Genomic DNA, 13,245 nt, shown 5'->3' on the forward strand with positions numbered 1-13,245 from the left:
ACATCCTGATAACCTCTTACCGCCAGTGAGCCTCTTTTGAAATATCTTGTCTCCTTTCGCACTACGCTTCGAATTTCGCGCTATCTGTTTCGTGCGCTGGCGTTGCTGCTCTGGGCGCTGGGTGCGCTGCTGACCACTTTCTACATCATCAACGTGCTGCATGAGAAAGAGAACGCGGTGCGTCAGGAGTTTGCCGCCAATTATGGTCAGGCTGAGTGGTACGTGCGCCATTCGGCGGACGTGATGCGCGAGCTGAAATACATCACCGAAAATCGCCTGAGCAGCAGCGCTAATGGTCTGGATGTGCTCAACGGTTTGCCGCCGGGCAAAGGTGCGCTGCCGCAGTTCACGCCGCTATTTTCCGATGGCGACTGCACGTCAATGAGCAATACCTGGCGTAACTCGCTGGACTCGCTCAGCTACTACATCAATTACTGGAAAAGCAATTTTGCCTCGGCGTATGAATTGAACCGCGTGTTCTTCATTGGCGGAGAGAATCAGTGTCTGGCGGATTTCACCATCGGCAGCAACAATTCGGTCGATCGTGAACGTAGCCTGAAAGCGCTGCGCGAACGCGTGCTGCACTATCGCAACGGCAATGAAGAAGAGCGCCGTCAGCCGATGTATTGGATCACCAGCAGCGCGCAGCCGGGCGTCGGCAACTTCTATATGGTGATGCCGGTATATGTGGCGAACAAGCTGCAGGCGCTGCTGGGCGTGGAGCAGAATATTCGCCTTGATGAGTTTATTCAGCCGGGCGGTTTGCCGCTGGTGGCCACCATCACCGATGAAAACTACCGTCCGCTGATCAGTTCGCGTCGCGGCGGGCCGGGCTACTCGCTCGACGATCTGCCGGATAACAGCACCTGGTTCGGCTATCTCGACAGCTATCGCCAGCTGGTGCTGAAAAAGCCGCTGCCGCCGTCGAATCTCAATGTGGTGTGGTCGCTTTCCACCGACGTGTTAACCGATCAGCTCAAGCTGATGCTGATCAACGCGCTGCTACTCAATATCTTAACCGCGGTGATTTTGTTCACGCTGGCGTGGATTTTTGAGCGCCGCATGTTCCTGCCGGCCGAGGAGAATGCGCATCGGCTGGAGGAGCACGAGCAGTTCAACCGCAAGATTGTCGCCTCGGCGCCGGTCGGCATCTGTATCCTGCGCACCAGCGACGGCACCAACATTCTGAGTAACGAACTGGCGCATAACTATCTGACGCTGCTGACGCAGGAAGATCGCCAGCGTCTGAATGAAATCATTGGCGGTCAGCAGGTCAACTTTGTCGATGTACTGACCGGCAGCAACACCAACCTGCAAATCAGCTTTGTGCATTCGCGTTACCGTAATGAAAACGTGGCGATTTGCGTGCTGGTGGATGTTTCGGCGCGCGTGCGTATGGAGCAGTCGCTGCAGGAGATGGCGCACTCGGCCGAGCAAGCCAGCCAGTCGAAATCGATGTTCCTCGCCACCGTCAGCCATGAACTGCGCACGCCGCTGTACGGCATTATCGGTAACCTCGATCTGCTGCAAACCAAAGTGCTGCCGAAAGGCGTCGATTCACTGGTGACGGCGATGAACAACTCGTCGAGCCTGTTGCTGAAGATCATCAGCGACATTCTCGACTTCTCGAAGATCGAATCCGAACAGCTGAAAATTGAACCGCATCCGTTCTCGCCGCGTGAAGTGGTCAATCATATTGCCAGCAACTATCTCTCGCTGGTGGTGCGTAAGCGCCTGGCGCTGTATGTGTTTATCGAAAACGATGTGCCGCTGATTATGGATGGCGACGCCATGCGTCTGCAGCAGGTGATATCCAACCTGCTGAACAACGCCATTAAATTCACGCATACCGGCTGCATCATCCTGCATGCTTACGTTAAAGAGGGTTATCTGGCATTCCGCGTACGCGATACCGGCGTCGGTATTCCGGCCAAAGAGGTAACGCGCCTGTTCGATCCGTTCTTCCAGGTGGGTTCTGGCGTGCAGCGTAATTTCCAGGGAACCGGCTTAGGGTTGGCGATCTGCGAAAAGCTGATCAACATGATGGACGGCGATATCGAAGTCGATTCCGAACCGGGCATGGGCAGCCAGTTTATCGTGCGTATTCCGATCTATTCCGCGTCAGCTGGCGGCGCCACCGCTGCTCGACGGCTTGCAGGAAAAAGCCATCTGGCTGGATATGCGTAATGAGTATCTCGCCAGCTTCCTGCTGCGTCTGCTGCAACAGCAGGGCATTCAGGCAGCGTATTACCACGGCCAGGCGGCGGCTGATGATGTGATCATCAGCGATCACGATGAACCTGCCGCGCAAACTGGACGCGCACATATTCGTATCTGTGGTGAACACATCGATATGCCGCACGAAACCTCGCCGGGGCAATGGATTCAGAGCAGCGCGATGCTCCACGATCTGCCGCAGCTGCTGGGCCGCATCTACCGCATCAACATTAATAGCCAAACCGCCACGCCGCTGCCGTTAACCGCGCCAAAAGCCGCCGCGACCTTCGAAGATATTATCGTGCTGATTGTTGATGACCATCCGATCAACCGCATGCTGCTATCAGAACAGCTCGGCACCGTCGGCTATCAAACCAAAACCGCGCAGGATGGCGTTGATGCGCTGAACGTGCTGAGTCGCAACCATATCGATATTGTGCTGAGCGACGTGAACATGCCAAATATGGATGGTTATCGCCTGACGCAACGTCTGCGTCAGCTGGGACATACTTTCCCGGTGATTGGCGTCACGGCAAATGCGTTAGCGGAAGAGAAGCAGCGCTGTATGGATGCGGGCATGGATAACTGTTTGTCGAAGCCGGTCACGCTGGATGTGCTGAAAAGTACGCTGGCGGTGTATGCGGAACGCGTCAGAAAGGGCAGGGTAGAGGCGTAAAGCGGATACTAAAAAATGGGCGGTGTCAGAAGACGCCGCCCATTCGTATTACTCTTTGTCGACCTGAGTGGCGCTGACAGAAGAGAGATAGTTCAGCAGCGCGATATCGTTTTCCACGCCCAGTTTCATCATGGCTGATTTCTTCTGGCTACTGATGGTTTTGATACTGCGGTTAAGTTTCTTAGCAATCTCAGTCACCAGGAAACCTTCTGCGAACAGACGCAGTACTTCACTCTCTTTCGGCGACAGACGTTTGTCACCGTAACCACCGGCGCTGATGCGCTCCAGCAGTTTTGCCACGCTTTCCGGCGTGTATTTTTTGCCTTTCTGCAGAGCCGCGAGTGCTTTTGGCAGATCGGTTGGTGCGCCTTGCTTCAGTACGATCCCTTCGATATCCAGATCCAACACCGCGCTCAGGATCGCTGGGTTATTGTTCATGGTCAGAACGATAATCGAGAGGTCCGGATAGTGACGTTTGATGTATTTAATCAGGGTGATACCGTCACCGTACTTCTCGCCTGGCATGGAGAGGTCGGTAATCAGGACATTAGCGTCCAGTTTGGGCAAGCTGTTTACCAGTGCTGTTGAGTCTTCAAACTCACCTACAACGTTAACCCATTCAATCTGTTCCAGTGACTTACGGATACCGAACAGAACGATCGGATGGTCATCGGCAATAATTACGTTCAAGTTATTCATCTTATTGGTTACCTTGCTGCAGCAGTTGGCTGACGTAAGCGTCAATTTCACTGGTGGTATTTTTAATGGTTAAATCGTCACATACTTTAATGTGTTGTTCTAACGCTTCACAAAGCTGTTTACCTGAACCCAGATTGAGCATGGCAAACACGCCTTTCAGGCGATGTGCTGTCTGAGCAAGCGAGGGATAATCCTTTTCCGCCGCTTCAGTATACAGTCTCTTCACATCTGGCGGTACTGTCTCGGTAAACAGCTGGAAATAGCCTCCGCTCATTAGCGGCGTGGCTTCTTCATCTTCGCGACTCTCCTCTAACAAATCATGAGAAAGTTGCTTTTCAATCAGGGCCAGCAGCGCATCAAGCAGTGCATTACTGAGATTGAAGTTGACCCGGAATTGCTGATCGTTCAACGCGTGATGACCCATTTCGTCACCGGCCAGAAGCAGCGCCCAGCCGTTCAGGCGCGCCGGATCGTCGGTCACCAGCACATCATGATCCTGACCAGTTAAACGCTCATCCGAGGTCAGGCATTTCGCTCCCCAGTTTTCGAGGTGGCGACAAACGATCTTGTGTACGTCTTCTACGGCGATATCCACCAACGCGGTCACCCCTTCCAGCAGTTTCTCTTCCTGCTCGCCTTGCTGCTCTAACGCCAGCGGCAGCTGAATATTGTAGCGTGTGCCGATATCGGGTTTAGCGATGATCTCCAGCTGGCCGCCCATCTGTTTGCACAACTGCTTACAGAGGAAAAATGCCATGCCGGACGCCTGGCCAAAACGATCTTGCGTGGTGTCGCCGAGATAGGGGAAATCGACATTCGCCAGTTCATCGACGCTCAAGCCGGAGCCGGTATCCACCAGCTGCAGCAAGACCTGATTGGGCTTGTCTTCACTGGTTTTGATCTCCAGCGAAATCTTGCCCCAGCGCGTGGTGGTCAGCGAATAGTGCATCAGCGTGGTCAGCACTTTACGCAGCGCACGACGATCGCCAAAACGCATCTCGTCATTGGCTAAATGGTTATTCACCACCAGCGCTAAACCTTTGCGACGCAGCAGCGGCAGGCTTTCCAGCGCGATTTCGTCCAGCATATCCTGCAGGTTGAACACGCTGGCATCAGGCGACCAGTCATGCGCTTCCAGGCGATTAAGCAGCACGATGTCATCCACCAGGCGCGCCAAACCCTGGCTCTCGTCGAGCAGATCGAGCACGCTTTCGTCATCGTCACGCTGGCTAAGTTGTACTAGTTGCTTAACCATGCTTTGCAGTGGACCATTAAGGGCGTGACCGAGGTTATGCATTAACTGCTGACGCATCTGGTGATTACGATCCAGCACCTGTTGCGCCTTCTGCAACTTCTTATTCACCAGTAATTCGCGGTCCTGATCGCGCATCATAAATAGCTGAGTATGCGGCGACAGCACGCTGCGCGCGTGGCGAATTTCATACACTTCGTTATTGATGGTCGCCTGCAATACGCCCTGATGTTGATCGGACATATTGATGATTTTCTGCAGATTCAGGTGCGGCAACAGATGTTCAGCGATTTTATTGCTGAGCAGCGTGCGGTTAGTGGCGAAGTCGTACACCAGCAAACCGACCGGCAAACTGGCGACGATCTCTTCGTTAAGCATGCGCAGCGAATCCAGCTCGGCGCTCTGATTCTCGTTCGGGCGCAGCGATTGCTGACGCAGCAGCGTAATGCCCGCAATCGACAGTAAAAACAGCACAAGGTTGATCAGCAGCGGCCACATCAGATTATGCAGCGTATCCAGCGCCAGGCTGGTGAGCGGCACGCGATATACCAGCTGCAGCGAAGTGCTAGGCAGCGAGGCGGCGATCTCCAGATTCGGGTTTACCAGCGCCACGTGCGTGCTTTCGCTGCTGGTGTCGTCGCTGGTGGTGGTGTTGGTGGTCGACGTTTGCGTCGCGTCCTGACGCAGTTGGAAGTTCTCCAGCGGCATATTACGCGGAATCAGATCGTTAACCGGCAAATCAAATGCCACCACGGTGGCTAAATGGCCCGGCTGATTGAAAGTGGTGCGCAGGGTAAAGTAGTGATCGTTCTGCCAGGCGAAGTGACGCAGCGGCGAGAAGCTTTCGCGCTCATCCAGCGCATTGGCCTGCTGCAGCATCTCGGCGCGGCGGCTATCAACCAGCGAATTGATCGCACTCTCTTTATAACGTGTCGCCATGTCTTTCAGCGGCAGCGTGGAGATCATAATCAGGCTGTTATCCTGACCATTGAGGAAGTACATCGACCAGGTCGGATTTTCCGCGCCCCACAGCGTATCGAGATAGTTGGACATGCGCATGGTCATATCCAGCGTGCTGCTATCGTGCGAACCGAAAATCAGTGCTTCGGTTTTGCGGCGGGTTTTTTCCAGATAATAGACATCCGGGCGCAGGCGGGTTTCCTGAAGATTACTGTTCGGCGACGAACCGGCGGCGCTGGTGGCCAGGTTCTCATAGATCTGCCACGTAGCGAAGCGCGACGCATCGATGCGTTTCTGCATCGCACGCGCCAAATCGGTCATCGCATAGCGCTTCTCTGTCATCCAGGCATTCACGCTGTTGTGCACCATCGCGCCCAGCGCCAGAAAAAGCACCAGGTTAAACACCACGAAAAAGCGCGTTACATTGCCGGATGTCAGTGGAAATTTATAAGGCAGCATAGTGTCTCAGGATCATGGAATTAGCGCGCAACCCGTCGGGCACTGGCAGCGACGGCCAGCAGCAGCAGAGCGATAAGCAAAAATGCACCACTCAGGCTGATCCACTGGGAAATTAATCCGATTAAAGCCGGACCTGAAAGAATACCTGCATAGCCTAACGTTGTCATGGCCGAAATCGCCAGATTCGACGGCATATCGTGTTGATTCCCGGCAGCATTGAACAACATCGGCACCGTATTGGCCAGGCCAAAACCTACCAGCAGGAAAGCCAGCAGCGCAATTTGCGGCCACGGCAGCAACACCGCCAACGTCATGCCTGCGGCAGCGGCTAACGCACCGGTCAACATCACCGGATAACGGCCGAAGCGCTGAATCACTTTATCGCCGGTCAGACGACCAATGGTCATTGCCACCGAGAACACCGCATAACCTAAACCGGCGTGCGCCGGGCTCATCTCCGGGCTTTGCAGCAGCAACAGCGCGCCCCAATCCAGCACTGCACCTTCGGCAAGAAACAGGATAAAGCAGAGTAAACCAAGGAATGCCACCCAACCGCGCGGAATAACCAGCCACGGCTGATCGGGCTGATGCAGGCGTTCGGTCATCAGCGTCGGCAGGCTCCACACCAGCAGCAGCACAATCAGCACCATCACCGCGCCAACCGCTTGCAACGGCGTCAGGCCGCTGCCGAGTAACAGGCTGACGGAGCCGGCGCCAATAATTCCGCCGAGACTAAAGAAACCGTGGAAACCGGACATCATCGGCTTGCGTGCGGCTTTTTCCACTTCGACCGCCTGCACGTTCATTGCGACATCCAGCATGCCGAGTCCGGCACCAAATACCATTAAAGTGGCGGCCATCAGCCACATCACATTAAGCGTCGCCAGCAGCGGTAACATCGCCAGCACCACCAGCGTGGAGCACAACATCACCCGACGACCACCGAAGCGCGCAATCAAACCGCCGGTAATCGGCATCGCCGCCAGCGAGCCAATTCCCAAACACAGCAGCAAACCGCCCAATGATGCGCCGCTCAATGCCAGACGCTGGCTGGCGAACGGCACCAGCGGTGCCCATGCGGACATGCCCAATCCAGCGATGAGGAAAACGATACGTGTCCCGAGGTTGACACGGTGATGCAATTTATTTTGCGGCGCGGCGTCCAGTGCTGTCATAAGGAGTAGTTTTCATTAGCGGGTGAAGCGACGAAGTTTAGCATCAAAGCGCATGTCACACCGCGCATCAGACCCTATCAGATGGCAGCGATTAAACGCCAGAAACAGGCATATTACCGATTTTTTACGCATCGCTGCGCTTTTCCAGAACTTTCCTGGCATGTGCCAATCATTACTGGAGTGACTTAAGTAAAATTTTTTCTGCCGAATGATGCAGTATACTGATGAAAGATTCCGCGCCACATGCGGCCTGGACGTCAATTTTTTGGCGCTGTCGCAAAGCATGCATTTCCGGATTTTCGCCAATAGGCAGCGACCACATAAAACCGATATGTTAGTCATCCCATCAGCTCCCGATGCGGAATATAGCGAGATCGAGATTATTTCTCCCCCTTTGGGAGAATTTTGCTGTGCCTTATTTTAGTCCTTGTTACCTGCGGGTAACCCGTTTTCATCAGGCGAAGCGGGCCATTGATTAATGGCCTGTATGGCGCACCGGTACGCTTAAAACATTAATAAGCTTAATGACCGTTGCAATACCTTCCCTGTAACGAGGTTACCTATGTCTTCACGTCAATCCGAACAACAATTAGCGGCGATTCTGCACTCTGCGGTCACTCTTTATCCGCTGGCAGACGACACATCATCTTTGCAAACGCGCAGCGTGGATACTACGCCGCCCGCGCCGTTACGTCCTTATGAACCTATTGCACAAGATGGCGTGATTGCCGCATGGGAATCCGGCAGGAATATTCACCTGCGAGGTCGCGCCGAATCTGAGCCAGGCGCCACCGTAACGCTGACCTTTAACGGCGAAGTCTGGCACAGCACGGTAAATAAATGGGGTTACTGGAATGCTTCGATGCCGCCGTCGGTGCTCAACGGATTGTCCGACGGTGCTTATTCGCTGACGCTAACCCTCACCGACAAAGCCGGTAATAGCACCGATACGCAGGTGGGCTTTGGGGTTTACGTAGATAAAACCATCAAGCCTACGCTGACGTTGGATCCGATCAGCGGTGATAACGCGGTCAGCGTGGCAGAAGGCATTTACGGCGTGGAGGTGCACGGCAGTGTTACGCACATGCCGGCGAACAGCCATATCACGGTGATTTTAGCCGGGAAAAAATACTCTGGCGGCGTTAACGATAAAGGCGAATGGACCGCCGCTATTCCTTCACAGGATCTTCAGGCGTTACAGGATGGCGTCTACAGCCTGAAAGTCAGCGCTACCGATCCTAACGGCAAAACCACCGCTTATCTGCAGGATGTCACCTTAATTACCCACGTTAGCAGCCTGCCGCACATCAGCTTCGATAAGGTCACAGTAGACAACGTGATCAATAAAGAAGAGAGCCAAAACGATCTCACCTTTAGCGGCGATCTCTCGGTGGTGGTACCGGGCCAGCAGCTGTTGCTGTGCAGTGGAGATGCGGTCTATCACGCGCAGATTGGCAGCGACGGTCACTGGCAGGTAACGATTCCGGCCAGTGAAGTGGCGAGCTTTATTTCATTGGGCGAAATCCGGGTGTATGCGCAGGATGGCGCTGGCAACAGCACCGACGCAATGCTGGAACTGAACGTGGTTACCCAACTGCCAGACATCTATTACGAAATCAATATTGGCGGCGATACCACGCTGAATCAGCAGGAAGCGCAGCACGATCTCAGTTTCTATCTCGAAGGCGTGAAGGAGCTGACGCTCAACGGCAAAAACTACACGCCGGTCAACGGCATGGTCACCATCAGCGCCGAAGACCTGCAGGCGCTGCCGGATGGCGAAGTGTCGGCGCTGGCCACGCGCTGGGATGAGTACGGCAACCACGACACGCAGATTATTGAGAACCTGTTCAACGTTGCCACGCATCAGGTGCCGACCATTACGCTGAATCAACCGTTTGGCGACGGGGTGCTGGATGCGGCGGAGCTGAATAGCTGGCATCTGATTCAGGGCAGCAGTAGCCATCTCGATCAGGGCAGCCTTGTGACGTTGACGCTGGGCGATCAGAGTTACACCGCCACGGTTAAAGCCGACGGCAACTGGGCGCTGACCATTTTGGCGGGTCAGCTGGCACCGCTGGATGATGGCAGCTACCAAATGAAGGTCAGCGCGCAGGACAAAGCAGGCAATGTGGCGACGGCGACGCAGCCGGTGACCATCGATAGCCATGAGGTGGCCGCCAGCGTCAGCAGCGAGCCGCTGAATACGCTGCTGGTCGACGCAGGCGACAGCGCCGCCGCTCAACCCAGCGATGCGCGCGCCACGGAGAGTCACTACAACGCCAGCGATAGCAGTTACACCCTCGGCGACCATCTGCAGCAACATCAGGTTCAGAACCTGGCGTAATCCGCCATCAACCGCTAGCAACATCGGCTAGCGGTTGCCAGCCCACTCTCATTGCTCACGGGACAACAGGGATGACAGCACAACCCTTTAACAGCGACAACGGCATCGCGGCGATGCTGCGCGTGGCGGCACGCTTCGGTAAACCGGCGGACGGCAGCACGCTGCGCCAGCAGATGCGCTGGTTTCAACATCTGGCCCCGACGCAACAGTTAGAACGTTTAGCCCGGCTGTTAGGCCTGCATTTGATGCTGGTGCCGCACAGCAAACTGCGCTGGCGGCAGGAAATTGTGCCGGTATTGCTGCTGCTGGAAAACGGCAGCGTGGCGTTGATAGAAGAGGTGGATAGCAACGGTGGCGTGCGTTACTGGCTGAGTGAAAGTGGTGATGTGGTGCGCGCAGGTCAGCTGCAGGATTTGCTCATGCAGGCCGACATACAGGTTGGCGTCGTTGGTGTGGCGGCGCGGGCGCGTGATGCGCGCATCGACGAGTTTGTACAGCCGTATCAGCCGCACTGGTTCTGGCATCACTTTCGTGGCATGAAGCGGCGCATCGCGGAGATCAGCCTGGCCTCGCTGGTCGGCAACGTGCTGGCGCTGGCGGGCATTCTGTTTTCTATGCAGGTGTACGATCGGGTGATTCCGGCGCAGTCGCTGCCAACGTTGTGGGTGTTGTTCGCCGGCGTGGTGCTGGCGGCCGCCATTGAGTATCTGATTCGCCTCATGCGCACCCAGGTTTCTGATCTGATGGGCAAACGCATCGACCTGAAAATATCCGCCATGCTGTTTGCGCGGGCGATGAACATCCGCAACGAAGCGCGTCCGCGTTCCACCGGCTCCTTTATTGCCCAACTGCGTGAAATTGATCAGGTCCGCGAGCTGCTGACGTCCACCACGGTGAATGCCGCCGCCGACTTGCCGTTTGTGCTGCTGTTTCTGCTGATCATGGCGTCAATTGGCGGCTGGCTGGTGCTGATTCCGTTACTGGCAATCCCGCTGATCGTCATTCCTGGCTTGCTGGTGCAGATCCCGATGGCGCGGCTGGCGCAGGAAGGGCTACGCGAAAGCGCGCTGCGTCAGGCGGTGCTGGTGGAAACCTTAGAAGGTGTAGAGGATATCAAAGCGCTGCAAGCGGAACCCTATTTTCAGCGCCAGTGGGAGCAAACACACGAAGTCAGCGCATCCATCAGCAATCAGCAACGTTTGTGGGGCGCGCGCCTCACCGGTTGGTCGGCTAGCGTGCAGCAGCTCACCTATGCCGGCATGTTGGTGTTCGGCGTCTATCTGGTGCTCGACAATCAGATCACCACCGGCACGCTGGTGGCGTGCAGCTTGCTCTCATCACGCACCATCGCGCCGCTGATGCAGCTCACCATGGTGTTTTCGCGCTGGCAGCATGCGAAATCGGCGATGAAAGGGCTGGATGAACTGTTAAAGAAGCCGCTCGACCAACCCGATCACGCCACGCTGGCGCACTGTCCGGTGCTCAGCGGCCACTATCTGCTGCAAAATGTGCATTACCGCTACGAAGAGGAGAGCGGTAATAGCGTGCTCAACATTCCGCAGTTGCAGATCACGCCCGGCGAACGCGTGGCGATTCTCGGTAAAGTCGGCGCGGGCAAATCGACGCTGCTGAAGATGCTGGCCGGTCAGGCGCGCGCCAGCCAGGGCAAAGTGCTGGTGGACGGCGTCGATCTCACCTGCATCGATCCGGTCGATCTGCGGCGTCAGCTTGGCTGGCTGTCGCAGGATGCGCGGCTGTTTTTCGGCACGCTGCGCCAGAACCTGCTGCTCGGGAATCCGCACGCCAGCGAGCAGGAGATGCTGCAGGCGCTGCGCATTAGCGGCGCGTTAGCTTTGGTGCAGCAGGACGCCGCCAGCCTTGATCGCATTATTCATGAAGGCGGACGCGGCTTGTCCGGCGGCCAGCGGCAAATGGTGCTGCTCAGCCGGTTGATTCTGCGCCAGCCGCAGGTGGTTTTGCTGGACGAACCGACCGCGGCGATGGATGAACAGCTGGAAGCGCAGGTGATTCGTCAGCTGGCGCAATGGGTCACCGGGCGCACGCTGGTACTGGTCACGCATCGTCCCGCGCTGCTGCGCATGGTTGATCGCATCATTGTGATGGATAACGGCCGCATCGTGGCCGATGGCGCGCGCGACGAGATTCTGCGCCACGCCGCCAGTAAAAAAGGAGATGCGGCATGAGCGTGGTGCTGTTGGATAAAGATCTGACGCGGCGTGAGCGTCGCACCTCGGCGATCATCTGGCTGTGCGTGGTGGCGCTGCTGCTGTTTCTGCTGTGGGCGTACTTTGCGGTGCTGGACGAAGTCACGGTCGGCATCGGCAAAGTCACGCCTTCCAGCCGCGCGCAGATCATTGATAGCCTTGATGGCGGCATCGTCAAACAGCTCAATGTGCGCGAAGGCAATATCGTGCAGCGCGGCGAGGTGCTGGCAACACTCGATCCTACGCGCTTTCAAACCAACTTTGGTGAGGCGATTGCGCGGGTGCGTACGCTGCGTGCCTCCTCTGAACGTTTACAGGCCGAGCTCAGCGACACGCCGCTGAGGTTCAGCGCCGATATCCTGCAACATCCCGAACTGGTGGCGCGCGAAACGCAGCTCTATCAGGCGCGGCGGCAGAATTTTGTCGAGACCATCGGCAATTTGCAGCAATCCCTTGCGCTGGTGCAGGCAGAACTCAACGTGACGGAGCCGCTGATGCAGCGCGGCGCGGCGGGTAAGGTGGATGTGATTCGCCTGCGTCGCCAGGTTAGCGATCTGCGCGGCAAAATCGACGAAGCGCGCAACGATTATTACGTGCGAGCCCATGAAGAGCAGGTGAAGAACAACGGTGAGCTGGATGCGCAGTTGCAGGTGGCGGCAGGGAAACAGGATCTGCTGACGCGCACTACGCTGATTTCGCCGGTGCGCGGCATTGTGAAGGATGTGCGCGTCACCACCGTGGGCGGCGTGCTGGAGCCGGGTGGCAAGCTGATGGAGATTGTGCCGCTGGAGGATCAATTGCTGATTGAGACGCGCATCAATCCACGCGATATCGGCTATATCCGGCCGGGTTTACCCGCGGTGGTGAAGATCACCGCCTACGACGCGTCGATTTATGGCGATCTGCACGGGGAAGTCGAAACCGTCTCGCCTGATACGCTGCAGGACGAAGTGCGGCACGACGAGTTTTACTATCGCGTCTATGTACGCACGCAAAAAGCCGAGCTGACCAATAAAAGCGGCCGCAGGTTCGCCATCATGCCCGGCATGGTGGCGAATGTTGAGATTAAAACCGGTCAGAAAACCGTGATGGATTATTTGCTTAAACCGCTGAATAAAGCCAGGGAATCACTGCGTGAGCGTTAACAATATGCGCCGGCAAATATTGCAGCGATCTTTGTTACGCCCCGAAATTAACATTGCCGATTTAAGACTATGAATTTAACGAAATGTGCG

Annotated in this window: 6 protein-coding genes and 1 pseudogene; 4 read left to right on the forward strand and 3 right to left on the reverse strand. The window is 56.1% G+C overall.

Going from position 1 to position 13,245, the window contains the following annotated elements; all coding sequences use genetic code 11:
* Window positions 1-36 precede the first annotated feature (36 nt).
* Window positions 37-2,893, forward strand: a pseudogene (gene rcsC, locus Q3H59_RS06550) (two-component system sensor histidine kinase RcsC).
* A 48-nt stretch (window positions 2,894-2,941) separates the two neighbouring features.
* Here the strand turns inward: rcsC and rcsB are convergent.
* The 3 genes from rcsB to Q3H59_RS06565 are packed head-to-tail and all read right to left on the reverse strand — an operon-like array spanning window position 2,942 to window position 7,438.
* The gene (gene rcsB, locus Q3H59_RS06555; protein WP_007889370.1) at window positions 2,942-3,592 is read right to left on the reverse strand and encodes a response regulator transcription factor RcsB; all 651 of its coding nucleotides are present in this window, start codon (window positions 3,590-3,592) and stop codon (window positions 2,942-2,944) included.
* Between the two features lies 1 nt (window position 3,593).
* On the reverse strand, window positions 3,594-6,260 hold the full coding sequence (gene rcsD / locus Q3H59_RS06560) for a phosphotransferase RcsD (RefSeq protein WP_110866697.1): 2,667 nt from the start codon (window positions 6,258-6,260) through the stop codon (window positions 3,594-3,596).
* Between the two features lie 23 nt (window positions 6,261-6,283).
* Window positions 6,284-7,438, reverse strand: coding sequence for an MFS transporter (locus tag Q3H59_RS06565; RefSeq protein ID WP_280171899.1), 1,155 nt, complete (start codon window positions 7,436-7,438; stop codon window positions 6,284-6,286).
* A 562-nt stretch (window positions 7,439-8,000) separates the two neighbouring features.
* Between Q3H59_RS06565 and Q3H59_RS06570 the strand changes: the two genes are divergently transcribed.
* The 3 genes from Q3H59_RS06570 (at window position 8,001) to Q3H59_RS06580 (ending at window position 13,155) form a co-directional block, all read left to right on the forward strand.
* Window positions 8,001-9,785, forward strand: a complete 1,785-nt coding sequence (locus Q3H59_RS06570; protein WP_309833871.1) for an Ig-like domain-containing protein — start codon at window positions 8,001-8,003, stop codon at window positions 9,783-9,785.
* 71 nt (window positions 9,786-9,856) lie between these two features.
* A complete protein-coding gene (locus Q3H59_RS06575; RefSeq protein ID WP_309833873.1) occupies window positions 9,857-11,989 on the forward strand; it encodes a type I secretion system permease/ATPase in 2,133 nt (710 codons plus the stop codon).
* Window positions 11,986-13,155, forward strand: a complete 1,170-nt coding sequence (locus Q3H59_RS06580) for an HlyD family efflux transporter periplasmic adaptor subunit (protein WP_309833875.1) — start codon at window positions 11,986-11,988, stop codon at window positions 13,153-13,155. Before Q3H59_RS06575 ends, Q3H59_RS06580 begins: the two co-directional genes overlap by 4 nt.
* The last annotated feature ends 90 nt before the right edge of the window (window positions 13,156-13,245 follow it).

The organism is Pantoea sp. SORGH_AS_0659 (assembly GCF_031453915.1).
Lineage (GTDB): Bacteria > Pseudomonadota > Gammaproteobacteria > Enterobacterales > Enterobacteriaceae > Pantoea > Pantoea leporis.